Annotated in this window: 11 protein-coding genes; 7 read left to right on the top strand and 4 right to left on the bottom strand. The window is 66.0% G+C overall.

The window, feature by feature from the left end; translation table 11 throughout:
* Positions 1-118: 118 nt before the first annotated feature.
* Entirely contained in the window at positions 119-580 is a 462-nt protein-coding gene (locus tag BGO64_RS09555) for a DUF2919 domain-containing protein (RefSeq protein WP_223919624.1), read from the top strand.
* 9 nt (positions 581-589) lie between these two features.
* Here the strand turns inward: BGO64_RS09555 and BGO64_RS09550 are convergent, their stop codons facing one another.
* Positions 590-1,339: a hypothetical protein gene (locus BGO64_RS09550; protein WP_286700581.1), complete on the bottom strand. Its 750-nt coding sequence runs from the start codon at positions 1,337-1,339 to the stop codon at positions 590-592.
* 215 nt (positions 1,340-1,554) lie between these two features.
* Between BGO64_RS09550 and BGO64_RS09545 the strand changes: the two genes are divergently transcribed.
* The 5 genes from BGO64_RS09545 (at position 1,555) to BGO64_RS09525 (ending at position 7,843) form a co-directional block, all read left to right on the top strand.
* Positions 1,555-2,790 carry an MFS transporter gene (locus BGO64_RS09545; RefSeq protein WP_286700580.1) on the top strand — a complete coding sequence of 412 codons (1,236 nt, stop codon included), beginning with the start codon at positions 1,555-1,557 and terminating at the stop codon, positions 2,788-2,790.
* Between the two features lie 60 nt (positions 2,791-2,850).
* Positions 2,851-4,824 (top strand): siderophore amonabactin TonB-dependent receptor, encoded by a 1,974-nt coding sequence (locus BGO64_RS09540; protein ID WP_010674445.1) that lies wholly within the window; start codon positions 2,851-2,853, stop codon positions 4,822-4,824.
* 78 nt (positions 4,825-4,902) lie between these two features.
* Positions 4,903-5,919 (top strand): amonabactin ABC transporter permease subunit 2, encoded by a 1,017-nt coding sequence (locus tag BGO64_RS09535; protein WP_286700579.1) that lies wholly within the window; start codon positions 4,903-4,905, stop codon positions 5,917-5,919.
* 12 nt (positions 5,920-5,931) lie between these two features.
* Positions 5,932-6,981 carry an amonabactin ABC transporter permease subunit 1 gene (locus BGO64_RS09530; RefSeq protein WP_286700578.1) on the top strand — a complete coding sequence of 350 codons (1,050 nt, stop codon included), beginning with the start codon at positions 5,932-5,934 and terminating at the stop codon, positions 6,979-6,981.
* A 43-nt stretch (positions 6,982-7,024) separates the two neighbouring features.
* Positions 7,025-7,843 (top strand): amonabactin ABC transporter ATP-binding protein, encoded by an 819-nt coding sequence (locus BGO64_RS09525; RefSeq protein ID WP_198497351.1) that lies wholly within the window; start codon positions 7,025-7,027, stop codon positions 7,841-7,843.
* Positions 7,844-7,933: 90 nt separating this feature from the next.
* Here the strand turns inward: BGO64_RS09525 and BGO64_RS09520 are convergent, their stop codons facing one another.
* On the bottom strand, positions 7,934-8,665 hold the full coding sequence (locus BGO64_RS09520; protein ID WP_286700577.1) for a 4'-phosphopantetheinyl transferase family protein: 732 nt from the start codon (positions 8,663-8,665) through the stop codon (positions 7,934-7,936).
* A gap of 185 nt (positions 8,666-8,850) precedes the next feature.
* On the opposite strand from BGO64_RS09520, the gene BGO64_RS09515 reads away from it, so the two are divergent.
* Positions 8,851-9,789, top strand: coding sequence for an ABC transporter substrate-binding protein (locus BGO64_RS09515; protein WP_226044355.1), 939 nt, complete (start codon positions 8,851-8,853; stop codon positions 9,787-9,789).
* Positions 9,790-9,995: 206 nt separating this feature from the next.
* Here the strand turns inward: BGO64_RS09515 and amoH are convergent, their stop codons facing one another.
* The gene (gene amoH / locus BGO64_RS09510) at positions 9,996-11,540 is read right to left on the bottom strand and encodes an amonabactin biosynthesis glycine adenylation protein AmoH (RefSeq protein WP_286700576.1); all 1,545 of its coding nucleotides are present in this window, start codon (positions 11,538-11,540) and stop codon (positions 9,996-9,998) included.
* Positions 11,537-17,839, bottom strand: a complete 6,303-nt coding sequence (gene amoG / locus BGO64_RS09505) for an amonabactin biosynthesis non-ribosomal peptide synthetase AmoG (protein WP_286700575.1) — start codon at positions 17,837-17,839, stop codon at positions 11,537-11,539. Before amoG ends, amoH begins: the two co-directional genes overlap by 4 nt.
* Positions 17,840-17,852 lie beyond the last annotated feature (13 nt).

Raw genomic sequence — 17,852 nt, 5'->3', positions numbered from 1 at the left:
TGGATTGGGGGGCCTGGCCCCCCGATTAATTCCCGGCCGTTGCCGGCCTTGCAATGGCCTGCCCTGTGCCCCATATCCCCTTCATCACTCGCACTGCATGAATGGATACCGGGCCACCATGACCCTCTACCCCGAACACCGTTACGACGATCACGGCCAGTTGCGCCCCCCGCTCTGGTTCTGGCCCATCGCCCTCTTGCTGACCCGCTCGGTCTGGCTGTTTCTGATGGCCGGCGTCACCCGCGAGAGTGGCAGCGCCATCCTGACCCTCTTCTACCCGGACAAGCTCACCCTCTATGTCAGCCTGCTGACGGACGTGCCCGCCATGCTGGCGCTGCTCGCCTGCGGCGGCACCCATCGCCAGACCCACAGTGCCAGAGCCTGGCTCAGACGCCACAGCCGCGCTCTGCTGCTTTGCTCTGCCGTCAGCGGCCTGCTGATGCAACTGCACAGCCTCAATCTGCAGCAGTGGTCGTTCAACTGGCCCACCGCCCTGGTGCTCATTGCCAGCCTCTGGGCACTCTGGTATCTGCTGAGAAGCCGCCAGTTGCGGGATTACGCTCTGGATCAGCCCCACTGACAGGCTGGTTCACTGGCGCGTGACCCGGATCTGCAGAGTCTGGCGTTCGCTGCCGCTGGCCCCGCCCATGCCTGATGGATTGGCGATCGCGGCCTCCTGGCTGCCTTGGGTTGTGGAAAGCTCCCCCACCGTCAGCCACTGGCCCGGGGCGCCGCTCACCTCGGTGGCACTCTGGCCGGTGTGTATGTTGCCCCGCTCCACTCTTGCCTGTTCACTGCTGAGGGCCACCTGCACCCTGTCTCCTATCAGGGTCGCGGTGGCGTAGAGACCGTTCATCAGCGGCATCATGCCCACCACCCTTCCCCCCTGCCACTGGTAAAAGGTGACCGGCTGATAGGACCCCATCTGCAACAACACGGGCCGCCCGGAGAGGCCACGCACCTGCCAGTTGTCACTCTGGCTGCGTTCATAGTGCCGGGCATCCCCCTCCAGCAACCACTGCCGTTTGGCATCCAGGCCGAGCCCCACTCCGGCCTGCTGACGGCTGGAGGCGCCATCCACCCGCCACTCGATGAGCAGGCTTTGGGGCGGCTGGTTCACTTGCGCCAGGGTACGCTCGGCCTCCTGCAACTGGGCGGGGGTTCCACTCAGTACCAGCTGGTTGCCCATGGCGCTCACCCCGAGATCCGGGTAGATCTCCTTGAGCGTCTGCACCGCGGCATCCGCCTCGAATACCGGTATGACCTTCACTTCGGCCCTCAGGGGCAATGCCAGCAACAGGCAGCACCCAAGCCCCCAATACCCTGATCCAGCGCGCATCTTCTCCTCCCGGTGTTCACCGCCACCCTCTTGCTTCCTGCCATCATGGTCCATGGCGCCCCGATTGCAACGGGCCTGGTATGCAACCCCATACAGAGGCACCTGATAAAGACTCGTTAAGATACCAATCAATACAAATAAAAATGGTTATCATTTGTTGTCACAACAAAAACCCTCGGATACAATTCGGACTCATTTTTTCGAGTCAGCCTCTGATGAAGCCAGAATCCGTCGCATCCACCCCTGCCGCCATCCACCTGGCGCTGCTCATCAACATGCTCTCCATGGGCTGCATGATGATGGTGATGCCCCTTGGCCCGGAGCTGGTAACCCGTCTGGGGATGCTGCCGGAGCAGACAGGTTACTTCAGCGGCGGCGCCACCCTGGGCGCCGCCCTGCTGGGCCTCCTGGCCGCCCCCTGGCTCGATCGGGTCAACCGCAAACCCGCCCTGCTGGTACTGCTGGTCCTGCGCTTCCTGCTCTTGATGGCTTGCGCCCTGGCCGAGGATAGCCAGACCCTGCTGCTGCTTTTCATCCTGTCCGGCTGCGTGGCTGGCCCCCTGGGGGCCATCCTGATGGCGGCGGTGCTGGATCTGGTACCGCCCGCCGAGCGGGGCCGCCGTCTCGCTTACGTGGGCATGGCGTTTTCCCTGGCCGCCATTCTGATTGTGCCCGCGGCCCTCGTGCTGGCCCAGTGGTCTGGCTGGCAGAGCCCCTTCCTCTTGTTTGGTGCAGGGGGCCTGCTGCTGGCCCTGCTGTGTGCCATCTGGCTGCCGTCCCTGCCGGTCAACCGGGCCCCGGCAGGCCAGGGGATGCGCCAGTTGCTGGGGTCACCGCTCTGCCAGGGAGCCCTCTTCATCCTCTGCCTGCAGATGTTCGGCCACTTCCTGCTCATTCCGCACTTTGCCAACTACTTCCAGTTCAACCTGGGTTTCCCGCGCGAGCAGATCGCCAGCCTCTATCTGTGCGGCGGCCTTGCCAGCATGGCCACCATGCGCCTGTGCGGCGGCTGGATCGATCAGGGCCGCGCCCAGGGCGCCATCCTGCTCACCAGCCTGGCCCTGGCCCTGATCACCCTGGTGGGCTTTGCCTTGCCGGCAGGCCTGCCTCTCTATCTGCTGTTCACCCTCTTCATGGCCCTGAGCTCCGCCCGTGCCAGCACCACCCTCGCGGTCACGGCGGCCATTCCGGCCCCCCACCAGCGCGCCGCCTTCATGTCTTTCCAGGGCTCGATCACCAATGTGGCGGCGGGCCTCGGCAGCCTCTTCTCCGCCAGATATCTGGTCTCCGACGAGGGGGGCGCCCTGCACGGTTTCCCCACCCTGGCCTGGATCAACATTGCGTGCACCCTGGTGGCCTGCGCCGGTGTCTGGTTCCTCATCCGGGGCCTGAAGCGCACAAGAGATAACAATAATCCTGCCTCTGGCACCGCCAGACAAGGAAGTCAGTGAGCACCGGATCAGAAGAATCCGGACCCCATAACCTCAGTTATATCCATGGAGTTTTTGACAATGCAGTTGCAGCACGGCCTCTTTAAACTGAACCCCATTCTGCTCTCCCTTGGTCTGCTGGCCGTACCGGGCCTGGCCCAGGCCGAGTCCGTCAAGGCCAACGAGACGGTGGTGGTCACCGCCACCCAGACCAAGCACACCGAGCTGACCGCCCCGGCCAGCGTCTCCGTGGTCACCCGCGCCGATCTGGACAAGATGAACGTCAACAACATCGGCGATGCCCTCAAGCACGTGCCCGGTGTCAACATCATCGGCACCAACCCCACGGGTCGCAACGAGATCAAGATCCGCGGCATGGGCGGTGACTACACCCTGCTGCTGGTCAACGGCAAGCGGGTCAACGCCCGCGAGACCCTGGGCAGCTCCTTTGGCAACGACTTCGACTTAAGCTCCATCCCCATGGCCGCCATCGAGCGCATCGAAGTGATCCGCGGTCCCGTCTCCTCCCTGTACGGGGCCGATGCCCTCGGCGGCGTGGTCAACGTGATCCTGCGCCAGGCCAAGGAGAACACCGAAGCGGCCGTCGGCTACACACACACCATGCCCACCAAGGGGGATGGCGGGGATGCCAACCAGGGTAGCGCCTTCGTCTCCGGCGCCCTGATCGACAACAAGCTGCTGGGCAGCGTGGTGGTGGAAGGCTATCAGCGGGATCGCTGGAAGAGCGAGCAGTCCAACAACCCGGATGCCGACGCCCTGGAGAAACGGGAAGTGGTCAACGTGCTCTCCAGCCTGAAGTGGCTGGTGGCCGACAACCAGGACATCGACTTCGATCTGGGTTACAACCAGAACGACATGGACAGCTACTTCAACAACGTGCCCCGTGCCCCGACCGCACCGGCCACCCCCCACAACGTGCAGAAACTCGATCGCCTGAGCCTGGGGCTGACCCATAACGGCCGTTGGGAACACTTCGACAGCCGCGCTCGTTACTACTTCGAGCAGACCGATCTGATGGATGACTCCCAGCTCAACGGTGGTGCCGCCGACATCACCCAGACCAACAACACGGTGGATGGCCAGTTGAGCGGCTACCTCGGGGATCACCTGCTGACCTCGGGTGCAGAGTTCCGCAAGACCGAGCTGGAGCACAGCCGCAGCATCCAGAACGGCAGCGTGGATGCGAGCCAGAGCGCCCTCTACCTGCAAGACGAGTTCGGCTTTGGGGATCTGGCCCTGACGCTCTCCGGCCGTCTGGATCACCACGAGACCTATGGCAACGAGTTCAGCCCCCGTGCCTACGCCCTCTACTCCCTGAGTGACGAGTGGGTGATCAAGGGCGGCGCTGGCAAGGCGTTCAAGGCCCCGACCCTGGCCCAGTCCAGCGAAGGGTTCGCCACCACCGCCTGCCGCGGCGCCTGCAAGGTGATAGGCAACCCGGATCTGAAGCCGGAAACCTCCGTCAGCTACGAGCTTGGCACCGCCTACAACGCCGATCGCTTCGGTGCAGGCGTGACCGGCTTCCACAACGAGATCGAGGATCTGATCCAGAGCGATCAGTGGGGCCCAGGCTACCGTCCGACCGTCATGACCTACCTCAACGTCAAGAAGGCCCGCATCAAGGGGCTGGAGCTGACCGGCTGGTTCGACGTGCTCGACAACGTGCAGCTGACCGGCAACCTGACCCTGCTGGACTCCGAAGACAAGAGCACGGGTGACGATCTGGCCAAGACCCCGGATCACACCGGCAACATCGGCCTGGACTGGAAGGCGAGCGACGTGGTCAGCGCCAACCTGGCCTGGCAGTATGTCGGCAGCCAGGTGATCAAGGTGCCGGCCCGCAACGCCCAGGCATTCACCTCCAAGCACTACCAGACCCTGGACGTGAACACCAAGTGGACCGTCACGCCGGCCCTGGACTTCAAGCTCGGCATTACCAACCTCACCAACACCCAGCGTGACGAGGTGGCGACCGACGCCGACTTCATCCTGGAAGGTCGCACCGTCTACGCAGGGGTCGATTACAAGCTGTAATCCATCCTGTATGCGGGAGCCCCGGTCGCGGGGCTCCCTTTTTGCGTTTCTGCCTCCCCGAATTCAAGGAGTCATTGAGTGCTCAGATACCAAGCTCGGCTGTTCTGGCTCGGCGTGCTGCTCCTCTTCCTGCTGATTTGTCTGTCACTGGCCACCGGGGCCGGTGTCTATGGTGGCCGCGAGGTCGCCGGTTTCCTGATGGGCGATCCCGCCTTCGTGGCCGATGAAAAGCTCGCCATGATAGTCCATACCCTGCGCCTGCCCCGCACCCTGGCAGCCCTGGTGGTGGGGGCATCACTCTCCCTGGCGGCTTCCATGCTGCAAAGTGCCACCCGCAACCCTCTGGCCGAACCCGGCCTGCTCGGGGTCAATGCCGGCGCCGTCTTTGCTCTGGTGATCGGCCTCACCTGGTTTGGCGTCGAATCCGCCTACGGGTATCTGCTCTGGTCCGGCATGGGGGCCCTGCTCGGCAACCTCATCGTGCTGGGCCTCGGCCTCATGGTGGGGCGCTCCAACCCCCTCAAGCTCATCCTGGTAGGGGTCGCCCTCTCCGCCACCTTCGGCGGTCTTTCCAACTTCCTGCTGCTCTCCAACCGGGTGGTGCTGGAGCAGTTCCGCTTCTGGAACTTAGGGTCCCTTGCCGCCTCCAGTCTGGAAGCGGTACTCACCGTGGTCCCCTTCGCCCTGGCCGCCCTGCTGCTGACCCTGGCGCTCTGTCGCCCTCTCACCCTGATGCAGATGGGGGATCACCAGTCCAGGGCCCTCGGCATCCGCCCCACCCGGGTGCGGATCGGCGTGCTCTTGGCCGCAACGCTCTTCACCGCCTGCGCCATCGCCATCGCCGGTCCCATCGGCTTTGTCGGCTTCCTCGCCGCCTACTGCGCCCGCCTGGTGGAGCCGGTTCGCCTCGCCATCCAGGTGCGCTTCTCCGCCCTGTTAGGGGTGCTCTTTCTGCTCGGTGCCGATGTGCTGGCCCGCTGGCTGATCCAGCCCTACGAGCTGCCCAACGGCGTCATTCTGGCGCTCATCGGGGCGCCCGTGCTCATCCTGGTGGTGCGCAGCGGCGGCTTCCGCTCCCTGCAGGCCGTCAAATAAGGTGCCACGCCCATGAAGAACTCTCTCTCACTCCCGAGCGGCACCCTCTGCCTTCGCCTTGGCAGCCGCACCCTGTTGCTGCACCGCCGCGCCTGGCTCATCACCCTGGGGCTCCTGGTCGCCCTCACCCTGCTCTCCCTGCTGGCCCTCACCCTGGGTTCCGGCAAGATCACCATGATGGGGGTGATCCAGACCCTGCTCGGGGAGGGAAGCCGACTCGATCAGGTGACCGTCTTCAAAATCCGCCTGCCGCGCCTGTTGGCGGTGCTGGTGGCTGGCGCCGCCATGGGACTCTCGGGCTGCCTGGTGCAGACCCTGGTGCGAAACCGCCTCGCCACCCCGGACATGATCGGGGTCAACGAGGGGGCATCCCTGGCCATCATCATCTTCTCCCTCTATCTGACCCTGGGCACCTGGCCCTGGTGGGCCGCCCCCTTCGGCGCCCTGTTTGCCGCCGTCGTGCTCTATGCCCTGTGCAACAAGCCGGGGGAGCAGGGCTACCTGTTCGTGGTGATCGGCATCGGGGTCTCGGAGCTGATGAACGCCCTCGGCCAGTTCGTCATGTCCACCCAGTCCCTGGTGCACCTCACCAGCCTCTATCTGTGGAACATGGGCAACTTCGTCGGTCAGGGCTATGGCACCCTGCTGCCGGTAAGCCTGCTGCTCCTGCTCATCTGTCCCTGGACCGTCTGTCTCTCCCGCTCCCTCGGCGTGCTGCGCCTGGGACCGGTCACCGCCCGTACTCTCGGGGTCAACGTGAACCGGGTCCAGCTCGGGGTGCTGGCCCAGGCCATCATCGTCGCAGCCCTTGGCACCGCCATCGGCGGCCCCGTGGTCTTCATCGCCATGGCGGCACCCATCCTTGCCTCCTGGCTCAGCCGGGATCGCATCGTGCCGCTCTGGATTGCCGCCCTGTGCGGCGCCCTGATGCTGCTCGCCAGCGACACCCTGGTGCGGGTGCTGGCCAGCCCCCACGAAGTGGCTACCGGCATCATGACCCGCATTCTCGGCGGCCTGCTGCTGCTCTTCATCCTGCTCAAAGATCGCCAGAAGGCCGACTGACCATGGCATTCATCCATTTTCAATACAGACCGAGGGCCGCCCGATGACGCTCACCGTGAACCGACTCCAGTTCGGCTACCCGCAAAAGACCATCTTCAAGGAGATCTCCTTCTCCCTCCCCCGGGGCAAGCTGGTGGGGATCGTCGGCCCCAACGGCGGTGGCAAATCCACGCTGCTCAAGCTCCTTGCGGGACAGGAGCAACCCCGGTCCGGGGAGATCCTGCTCAAGGAGAAGCCACTCGGTGCCTATGGCGCCAAAGCCCTGGCTCGGGAACTCGCCTATCTGCCCCAGCGCCCCCTGGTCCCCCCCGGTATCCTGGTGGAGCAGCTGGTGCAATATGGCCGCCATCCCCATCAGGGCTGGTTCAATCAGTGGAGCGAGGAAGATGCCCGCATGGTGGACTGGGCCCGGGAGCGGATGCAGCTTGATGCCATCTGGCACCAGAGCGCCAGTTCGCTGTCCGGCGGTCAGGCCCAGCGGGTGTGGCTCGCCATGGTGCTGGCCCAGGATGCGGACATCATCTTGCTGGACGAGCCCACCAGCGCGCTGGACATCGGCCACCAGACCGAGGTGATGGAGGCCATCCATCGGGTCGCCGCCGAGGGCAAGACGGTGCTTATCGTCATCCACGATCTCGCCACCGCCGCCCGCTACTGCGACGAGCTGATTGCCCTGGGGGATGGCGCCATCCAGGCCATGGGCCCGGCCCGGGAGGTGGTGACCAAGCCCCTCATCGATCGCCTCTACCAGACCGATGTGGACATACTGCACGCCCCCGGCGACGGGGCCCCTGTCATCGTGCCCCGCCGACGCGCTGACGAAGTGCCCCGCCTGCGCACCGACCATGACGTGTCGGCCTGAGCAAGACCCTGTGCCAGAGAAAGAAACCGCCTGATGGCGGTTTCTTTCTCTGGGCTTTGCGTTGGCGTTATCCGGGCGCTGGTATCGTGCTCACAGCAGCAAGACGGTAAGCACGCCCCCCGGCAGGGCTTGCCAGTGCAGGGTGGCGCGCCAGCCGGCGGGCAGGGTCGGCGTCAGCGGGCATTTGAGCTCCAGGGTGAGAGTCTGCGCCGTCATGGCGAGCCAGCGGGCATCGAGAAAGTCAAAGTAGCGCCCCACCCGGGGATAGAGCCCCTTGAAGAGGCTCTCCTTGGCGGAAAACACCAGGGTCAGTCCCTCTGCCAGGCTCAGCTGGGCGTCGTGAACCCCCGCCTCCAGCCGTCCCCACTCCTCCCCATCCATGATGCCGGGCCAGAGCTGCGCCCCTTGGTCGCCATCGAGCCAGGCCTCCAGATCCAGCCCGATTCCCTCCTGGCCCGGGCGCACCGCACAGAGTGCCAGCCCCTGCCCCGCCAGCTGGCTGTGGCTGATGCTCCCCTCCACCCCTTCAGGCCAGAGCGGCTCCCGGGCCGCTCCGATGGCCACGCTGCATCCTGCAAGACCGAAGGGACGCAGGGCTTCACGGGCTGCGAGACGCCCTGCCAGAAACTCCCCGAGGCGCTTGGGGGCAGCCCCCTGCAATGAAGCAGGCAGGGTGATGCCCTGGGCTCCAAAGCACTCCGGCGAGAAGGCGGCGGGATCAAAACTGACCCGATGAAGAGACAGCGTCTCCAGGCCCGGCAGGCACAAGGTATCGAATTGACGGACAAAGGGTCCATCGAGTGAGGGACAACGAGGCAACATGAAAGGCTCCTGACAGGGGCCTGCGATGGTACCAAAGCAAGCCGAGGCCATGCCACAAATACAAATGACAACGCTTCTCACTTACTTTATGGTAGCATGTCCCCGCCCATTCGGGGCTGGCCGGGCGGCTCTCAGGCACTTTCCACAGACTCCGGCCCACCGATTTCACCCATAAGGATGTCACCATGAAGATCTTCTCCCCGCTGGCCACCTTGCTTATGCTGGCCAGCCTGACGGGCTTCCAGGCCCAGGCGGGCAACCGCCAGGTCATCGATGCCAACGGCCAGTCCCAGAGCGTCCCCGATGCGCCCCGGCGGGTCGTCGTGTTGAGCGAACTCGATCTCGACAGCGCCCTGACTCTGGGGGTGCAGCCGGTGGGCACCGTCAATGGGCGCGGCCAGTCCACCCTGCCCCGCTATCTGCTGGACAAGGCGGGCAAGGAGATCGCTGTGGTCGGGGATCTGGACAACCCCAATCTGGAGACCCTCATCGATCTGGAGCCAGACCTCATCCTCACCGGCCAGACCAAGCCCGAGCTCCTCGCCCTGCTCAAGGAGATCGCCCCCACCGTCGTCACCGGCAACTGGGGCGAGCCCTGGAAAACCGTGTTCGGTCGCAGCGCCGACGCGATGAACCGGGGGGCCGAGGCCAAGGCGTTCCTCACCCGGTATGAGGCCCGCCTGGCAGAGGCCCGCAGCAAGCTCGCCCAGCATCAGGGGGAACAGATGAGCATAGTGCGCTGGAACCCCAAGGGGCCGAGCTACATGCACGGCGGCACCTTTGCCAGCAGCGTGGTCACCGAGATGGGGCTCACCCGACCCTCCCACCAGATTGGCGACAAGAGCCCTCACTCCCCGGCCCTGAGCCTCGAATCCCTCAACCTGCTGGACGGTGACTGGCTGGTGATCGGCACCCTCAGCACCAGCGGGGATGCGGTGGATGCCATGAAGCAAGCCGAGCAGACCCCGGCCTTCCAGCAACTCGGCGCCATCAAGGGCAAGCGCTTCGGCGCCGTCGACGGGTCGCTGTGGACCTCCACCGGCGGCCCCCAGGCGGCCCTCAAGGTGATCGACGACGTCGAGCGCCTGCTCACCAAACCGGATGCCGCCCCCATCGCTCACTAAGCCCCCTCGGTTTACAGCCAACAAGAAGCCCGCATGATGCGGGCTTCTTTTTTATCCATCGCTCTTACCGTCCGGCAAGGCCGCCTACTCGGGCAAGGGCAGCGCCTTTCTGTCAAGCTTGCCACTGTCGGTCTTGGGCAGGGCATCCAGCAAGAGGATCCGTGCCAGCACCCTGTTGTTGAGGCATCGAGCCTGCAAGCCCTTTGTCACACCGGCAATGGCAGCGCCTTTCTGTCGAGCTTGCCGCTCCCGGTCTTGGGCAGGGCATCCAGCAGGATGAGCCGCGCCGGCACCATGTAGTGCGGCAGCGTCGCCTGCAACCCCTTGCGCAGGGCGAGGCGATTGAGGGTCACCCCGCTTTTCGCCTCCACGTAGCCCACCAGCATGGCCTCGTCCCCCTCTCCCACCAGACGCACCGCTGCCTCCTGCACCCCGGCCTGGCGGCGCAGTCCCGCCTCCACCTCGCCGAGCTCGATGCGAAAACCGCGCAGCTTGATCTGATCGTCGCGCCGCCCCAGATAGAGGAAGCGGTCCGCCCCAAGGAGGCGCACCCGATCACCGGTGCGATAGAGGCGATGGGTGGCAAGGCGCAGGAAGGCGGCGCTGGTCAAGGCCGGCTTGCGCCAGTACCCCTCGCACAGGGCCGGGCTCTCGATGCAGAGCTCGCCGCACTCTCCCTCTGCCACCGGCTGCCCCGCCTCGTCCAGCACCCAGTGCCGATAGCCGGGCAGGCTGTGGCTGATGGTGATCTGGCCATCAGTCGGTGGCCAGCGCACCTCGCTCACCAGGGACCAGACGGTGGCCTCGGTCGGCCCATAGCAGTTCCACAGCCGCCGGGTGCGGGCACAGAGCTGCTCGGCCAACCCTGAGTCCAGCGCCTCGCCGCCGCACAGGGCGGTGAGCGTCTCCCGCCCCTGCCAGCCGGCCTTGAGCAGCATGCGCCAGCAGGCCGGGGTGGCCTGCAGCCAGTTGATGGAGGAGTCGGCCTCGAGCAGGGCCAGCATCCCCAGCGGATCCTTGTTGTGCTCGCTATCGGCCACCGTCAGCCGGCCACCGCTCCAGAGCGGCCCCAGCATCTCCAGCAGGGAGATGTCGAAGGCCGGGGTGGTGATGAAGAGCCAGTGGCAGCTCGGTGATAGCCCGAGCCGCTCGCGGATCCCGTCGAGGAAGCAGAGCAGGGCCCGCCGGCTGATGACCACCCCCTTGGGCTCGCCGGTGGAGCCCGAGGTGAACATCATGTAGGCGGCCAAGGCGTCATCCACCTGGGGCCAGGAAACGGGCCCGGCAGGCGCCAGCCCGTCGAGAGTGCGCAGGGGGCAGCCGAAGTCCGGGGTGCCCGCCTCGTCATCGCAGATCACCGCCGACAGGCGCGCCTGACGGGCTATGCCCTGCAGCCGCTCCAGCGGAAAGTCCGGCTCGAGCGGCACGAAGCAGAGGCCGAGCCGCAGGCTGGCCAGCAGGCTGGCCACCAGATCGGGGCTGCGGGGGAGATAGAGGCCGACCCGCTCCCCCACCGCCAGCCCCTGCAATCGGGCGGCAATCTCGCCGACTCTGGCATTGAGCGCGCCGTAGCTAAGCCACTGCTCACCTGATCCGTCCTCACTGATGCCAGCCACGCCCATACGGATGGCGGGAGCCAGCGGGGTGGCGGCCAGACAGGCCGCCAGCCGCGCGCCCAGGTTGGCCGCCCCCTCACGGGGGGCAGGCCGGGTTTGCACGAGCGGAGCCTCATGCTTGATGGTCACCGTCATAATGCTGCCTCCGTTTGGCTTACCAGCCAGTGCCGATAGAGCCGGCTGGGGGATGGATGGGCCTTGAGCGTCTGCAGGGTAAGTGGCGCCCGATCCTGGCCAAACGCCTCGTTGAGGGCCGCCAGCAGGGCGAGCTGCTGCACCGAATCCACCCCGAGTTCACACAGGGTCTGCAGCCAGATCCCGGGCACGCCGCACTGGCGCTCCCACAGGGCCACCAGCACGCGGGCCTCGGCCGGCGGCTGAGCCAGGCTGGGGGCAGCCACTTGTGTGACAGTCGATGGTGTGGCGGCCACTTGCGCCTTCGCCGGGGACGGTGCCGCCGCCACGCTGGCCGGTTGGCCCAGATCCGCCTGCGTCAGCCAGCCAAGCTCGGCCAGCCAGTCAGCCAGCACCGCCTCTGCCCGGGCCTCGGGGATCTGCTCGCCGTCGAACTCGAGGCGCAGCTGGAGCGTCTCGCCACGGCTGCTGACCACGAGCGACAGAGGAAGCTCCACCTTCTCCACCACGGCGCCAAAGCGCGGCACCAGTTGGTGAGGCTCGGGGGCGACAGGGGCCACCGGCATGGGGTAGTTCTCGAACACGAACAGACTCTGGAACAGACGCACCCGGCCTTTGGTCAGTGCCGCCAGCGACTGGGTACCGTGCTCATTGAGCGCCATCAGGTCGGTCTGCAACCGGGCGATATGCTCGGCCAGGGTCAGCTCGGTGCGCCACTCAAACGCCAACGGCAGGCTGTTGATGTAGAGCCCGACGCTCGCGGTGATCCCCTCGATGGGGTAATCCCGGCCCGGAGTCACGTTGCCCACCAGGGTGACGGCATCGCCAGAGCGGCGTGCCAGCAGACGGTGCCAGGCATATTGGGCCAACAGGCCCGCGGTCACGCCAAGGTCGCGGGCTCGGCGCGCGAGCAAGGTCGCTACCTCGGCTGGCAGCGCCGTGGCGCACACCGCCGGTCGCAGCTGGGTATGGCGCCCGCTTGAGCCCGCGTCCAGCGTCACCCCGAACAGGCAGGCGAGATCGTTAGGCTTTGTTAGCAGCTCCTCCCGCCCCTGCCAGTAAGCCTCGGCGCTGCGGGCTTGGCTGGCGATATGGCGGCCAAACTCGAGCCAGGCGGTATCCGGCTCGCCCTGCGGCAGCAGGCCGTTCATCAGCGCCTGATAGCCGCGATGCAAGGAACCCAGCAACACGGGGCCGCTCCAGCCATCCAGCACGCCGTGATGGGCGCTGAAGATCACCTTGTGGTGATCGGGGGCCAATTTGAAACAGGCAAGGCGCAGCAGGGGGGCCTGCTCCAGCGGGATCGGGCGGGCCAGATCCTGCTGGCGGTAGGCCTGGACCCGTGCCTCTGCATGTTCCACTTCAGACAAGTCCTCATAGTGGAATGGCAACTCGGCATGCTTGAGAATGCGCTGCAGCGCGACCCCATCCGCCAGCACCAGTTCGCTGCGAAGGGCCGGCCAGCGGGCGATCTGCCCCTGCCAGGCCTGACGGTAGACCGCCACGTCCAGCGGCTGGTGATAGTCCATCTCGGTTTGCAGGTGATAGGCGTGATCTCGGGGCAGCAGCGCCCTGTGATGGAACATGCTCTGCTGAAGCGAGGTCATGGGCAGCAGGGTCTCCACCTCGCGCTCGCTCAGCACCCCATCGAGCGCGGCTTGCGAGAGGCCAAGCCCCGGGAAGTCGCTCGGGGTATGGCGCGGAGACGTCACCGCGCAGCAGTGCTCCACCAGCGCCGTCAAGTTGTCCGCCAGCCGCGCCATCAGGGCGTCGCTCGCCTGCTGGTTGAGGGCGCCCACCTGGCGCAGGGTGAGGCGGCCATCAAACACGCCCCCATGCAGACTGACCAACTCGCGCGGCAGGTTGTCAGGGGACGTGGGGGCCCCCGGTGCCAGCGGCAGAGGCTGCCAGGGCTGAGCAGCCTCGCCCTGATGGCTGACCCCCAGGTAGTTGAAGACGATCAGGGCTTCGGGCAGTGCCCAGCCTCGTGGGTGGTGCAATCGCAGGGCGTTGAAGCCCACCCCCTTGTCCGGCACGGCGCGCAGCTGCTCCTTGGTGGCGCACACCAGCGCATCCCACGCACCGGCATCCGCCAGTGCCAGCGGGTAGGTGCTGGTGAACCAACCCAGGGTACGGCTCACGTCGAGTTCAGTATCGATGGCCTCGCGGCCGTGCCCTTCCAGCATCACGCAGTGACGGCTGCCGTAACCCTGCTCGCTCAGGGTACGGGTCAGGGCCGCCAGCAGCAGGTCGAGCACCCGGGTGAAGTAGGCCTGGTTGGCGGCGTCGATAAGACGAGCCGTGGTCTCCTGACTCAGTTGCAGCAGGCTGGCGGCGGCGCGGCCATCGACGGAACGCGCCGCTTCCAGCAGGTGACCCTGGCTGCCCTCCCCCTGCGCCAACCAGAAGCCAAGCTGCTCCTCTTCCCGTTTGGCGTAGGCTGCGAGCCCCTCGCCCCACTGGCGATAGCTGCTGCCCTTGGCGGGCAGCGGCTCGCCCCTGCTCACCCGGGCCAGATCCTCGGCCAGAATGCGCCAGGAGACGGCATCGATCACCAGGTGATGGAAGGCGAGGAAGAGCCCCTCCACCGTCTCGCCCTCCCGCTCACCTTCCAGAGAGAGATTGCGCAGGCGGGCCCAGGCCAGGGTGTGGCCGCTGGCAGGGTCGAGCTCTCCCTGCAGCTCGGTCAGGCGGGCCTGCAGTTCGGCCTCGTCTAGATTGGCGGTATCCAGGGTCGGCAGCGGCGGCAATGGCAGTTCGGCCAGGTAGCGCTGGCCAGTCGGGGTCACCGCCAGGCGCAGGGCATCGTGGTGCTGGCACAGGACATTCAGCCAGCCGCGCAGGGCCTCATCGTCCACCCCGGCCGGCAGGCGCAGGATCACCCCTTGGTTCCAGTGACCGGATTTGGCAAAGCCCTGCTCGAAGAACCAGTGCTGAATGGGGTGGAGCGGGAACTCGCCGGTCAGGCTGCCCTGCTCGCTCCTGTGGCTGACCGCCTGCTGCTGGCCGAGCTGGCGGCAGAGGCGGCGCACCGTCTTGGCTTCGAACACGTCCTTCACGCTGCAGTGCAGTCCCGCATCCCGCAACCGGGTGGTGAGCTGGATGCTGAGGATGGAGTCACCGCCCAGACGGAAGAAGTCATCCTCCACCCCGAGCGGTTGCTTGAGCACCCCTTGCCAGATGGCGAGCACGGTCTGCTCCAGTTCGTTTTGCGGCTCGCCCTTGCTCTGCTGCCAGACGATGGCGGGCAGGCGGCGCAAGTCCAGCTTGCCGTTGGGGGTGAGCGGCATCTCGGGCAGCCAGCAGAGGCGCGCCGGCACCATGTATTCGGGCAGACACTCGCCGGCCAACTGCAGCAGGGCATCGCCGTCGGGCTCCCTTGCTCCGGCCTGCAAACAGGCGTAAGCCAGCAGGCGCCCCTCCTGCACCACCACCTTGATCTGGCGGATGGCCGGGCACAATTCGGCAAGCCGGGTCTCTATCTCACCCGGCTCGATGCGATAGCCGCGCAGCTTGATCTGCTCGTCCATCCGGCCCAGATACTGGATGTTGCCGTCGCGGCGCAGCAGGGCCCGATCGCCGGTGCGATAGAGGCGATGGGTACGTTCCTCATTCATTGCATCAAAGGCCAGCTCGATAAAGGCCTCTTGGGTGCGCTCCGGCAGATTGAGGTAGCCACGAGCCAGTCCCAGCCCCGCCAGGCAGAGCTCGCCGGGCACTCCCACCGGGCAGGGGTTGCCCGCCTCGTCCAGGATCAGCGCCTTCAGGTTGTTGACCGGTCGACCGATTGTGATGGGCGCCCCTGGGGTGAGCCGAGCGCAGAGCGCGGTGACAGTGCACTCGGTCGGGCCGTACATGTTGAACAGCGCCACCCGCTCCCCCCAGCGCTCCACCAGGCTGCTCGGGCACGCCTCGCCGCCAAAGCCGATGGCCTTGAGGGAGCCGAGAGCCGCCGGGGGCAATAGATTTGCCAACAACGCCGTGGGCAGGATCATATGGCTGGCACCGCAAGCGATCGCGGCACCGATCACCCCCTCGCCCGGCTCGCCAAAGTGCAGGGCCGCGCCGCAGTAGAGCGGCAGTAAGCTGGTCATGTTGCCCGCATCGAACGAGAGGGACATGCAGTTGAACATGGCCCCATTCTGATCAAGAGCGATGCGCTCACCGTGATCCGCCATCAGGTTGACCAGGCTGCCCTGCTCCACCATGACCCCCTTGGGCAGGCCGGTGCTGCCGGAGGTGTAGATGATCTGGGCCAGCATGGCGGCGTCCCGAGGCAGTGCGGGCGTGCTGGCTGGCATCTTGTCCAGCGCCAGCTGGTGCAGATCGTGATATTCGGCCGTCGTGCCCGCCAGCGCCTCGCCAAGCCGCGGATCCGGCACGCCACCCAGCACCAGGCTGATGGATGCATCGCCAAGGATATGGGCCAGCCGCTCGGCGGGATAGGCAGGATCCAGCGGTACGTAGGCCGCCCCCGCCTTCCAGCAGGCGAGCAGGGCGATGATGAAGGCGACATCGCGCCTGGCCTGGATGCCGATGGCGGCGCCCGGGGTGACGCTCTGAGCCTGCAACCAGTGGGCCAGCCGGTTGGCACGCGTTTCCAGCTCGCCATAGGTCAACGATTGCGCGCCGTCGCTGACCGCCAACGCGTCCGACAACTGAATAGCGCGCCGCTCGATATGACAGAGCAGGGTGTCGCGGCTCGGGTAATCCGGCGGCAGGTCGGCAAGCTGTGCGGCCAGCGCGGCCTGGTCGGTGCCCGCCTCCAGCGGCAACTGCCAGATGTCGGTGTCGGGGGCCGCCACCACGGCGCGCATCAGGTGCAGCAGGCGATCGGCATAAGCCTGGATGGTCTCTCGCTCGAACAGGGCGGTGGCAAACAGCCAGTCCACCCTGACGGAGTCCATCAGCTCGGTCACCTTGACCGAGATGTCGGTCTTGGCCGGCAGCACAGGCGAGGTCTCCTCCACCAGCTGGCAACCGGGGATGAGATCGTTGAAGTCCACCTTGGCCTGATAGACCAGCATGATCTGGAAGATGGGGTTGATGGCGGTGGTGCGATCGGCGCCGATGGCCTCGGCCAGCGCCTCGAAGCGGTAGAGCTGGTGATCGAAGGCCGCCAGATCTTCCTCCCGGCACTGCTGCAGATAGTCGACAAAGCTGGGCTTGCCGCTGAGTTGAGTGCGCAGCACCAGGGTGTTGACAAAAAAGCCCACCAGCGACTCGATCTCGTGGCGTTCGCGATAGGCGAGCGGCGTGCCGATCACCACCTCCTTCTCGCCGCTCTGGCGCACCATCAGCAAGGCAAACAGGGCGTGCAGACCGATGAAGTTGGAGGTGCTGTGGCGCTGGCAGAGGCGCTTGAAGCTCTCCCACAGATCGTTGTCGATGGTGGAGAAGACCAGCTCGCCGCCGCTGGCCTGATGGGCCGGGCGCGGCTTGTCGAGCGGGAGACCGTGCACCTCGGGGCTGCCACCGAGCCGATCGACCCAGAACGGTTTGAACTCGGCGTGATAATTGAGAAAACGGTCCGAGTTGAACCAGCGGGCATAGTCGAGGTAGGTGAGCGGCAGTTCGCTCACCTGCAGGGGCTCGCGGTTCTGATGGGCAAGAAAGGCACGCTTGAGATCCGCGAACATGTTCTTGACCGACCAGCCGTCGGAGATGATGTGGTGCTGGGTGATCAGCAGCACGTGTTCGCGGCTGCCCAGCCGGATCAGGTGCACCCGGCTCAGATCCCCCTGAGTCAGGGAGAAGGGGCGCCCTATCTCCTCGCGCACCCGGCGGGCCACATAGGCCTCCCGCTCGGCTGCCGGCAGCTCGCTCACGTCCTCAATCTGCAGTTTGAAGGGCGTGTGGGGCAGGATCTCCTGGGCCCCCCTGCCCGCCTCGTCCTTGATGAAGCGGGTACGCATGCTGGGGTGGCGGGCAAACAGGTGGTCGAAGGCAAACTCCAGCGCCGCCGTGTCCAGCTCTCCCTTGACGCGAAAATAGACCGGCATGTTGTAGAGGTGGGAGGCCTCCTCGTACTGCTCGATAAACCAGAGCCCGCTCTGGGACGACGAGAGCGGCCCCTGCCGGGCGCCCTCGGCATCACGTTGCGCAAGAATGGGTGCCTCGAAAGCGGCGCGGGCCGCCAGGCAGCGCACCAGCTCATCCTTGTGGGCCTTGATGGTGGCGCCGATGGTCGGCGTCACCGCCTCCTTGCTCGACTGGGAGATAAGCTGGCCCTTGTCGTTCAGCGCCAGCTTGACCCCCTGCCGTTCCAGCTGTTTCAACAGCAAAATCATATTGTTCATCTGTTTCTCAAGC

This window comes from Aeromonas sp. 62-46, from assembly GCF_001898585.1.
GTDB classification, from domain to species: Bacteria; Pseudomonadota; Gammaproteobacteria; order Enterobacterales; family Aeromonadaceae; genus Aeromonas; species Aeromonas caviae.
Note: the sequence above shows the minus strand (reverse complement) of the source record. Positions and strands in the feature narration are given on the sequence as shown.

Coding starts and splice junctions, on each gene's coding strand:
- BGO64_RS09555 (WP_223919624.1), top strand. CDS start 119: ATGACCCTCTACCCCGAACACCGTTACGACGATCACGGCCAGTTGCGC.
- BGO64_RS09550 (WP_286700581.1), bottom strand. CDS start 1,339: ATGCGCGCTGGATCAGGGTATTGGGGGCTTGGGTGCTGCCTGTTGCTG.
- BGO64_RS09545 (WP_286700580.1), top strand. CDS start 1,555: ATGAAGCCAGAATCCGTCGCATCCACCCCTGCCGCCATCCACCTGGCG.
- BGO64_RS09540 (WP_010674445.1), top strand. CDS start 2,851: ATGCAGTTGCAGCACGGCCTCTTTAAACTGAACCCCATTCTGCTCTCC.
- BGO64_RS09530 (WP_286700578.1), top strand. CDS start 5,932: ATGAAGAACTCTCTCTCACTCCCGAGCGGCACCCTCTGCCTTCGCCTT.
- BGO64_RS09525 (WP_198497351.1), top strand. CDS start 7,025: ATGACGCTCACCGTGAACCGACTCCAGTTCGGCTACCCGCAAAAGACC.
- BGO64_RS09520 (WP_286700577.1), bottom strand. CDS start 8,665: ATGTTGCCTCGTTGTCCCTCACTCGATGGACCCTTTGTCCGTCAATTC.
- BGO64_RS09515 (WP_226044355.1), top strand. CDS start 8,851: ATGAAGATCTTCTCCCCGCTGGCCACCTTGCTTATGCTGGCCAGCCTG.
- amoH (WP_286700576.1), bottom strand. CDS start 11,540: ATGACGGTGACCATCAAGCATGAGGCTCCGCTCGTGCAAACCCGGCCT.
- amoG (WP_286700575.1), bottom strand. CDS start 17,839: ATGAACAATATGATTTTGCTGTTGAAACAGCTGGAACGGCAGGGGGTC.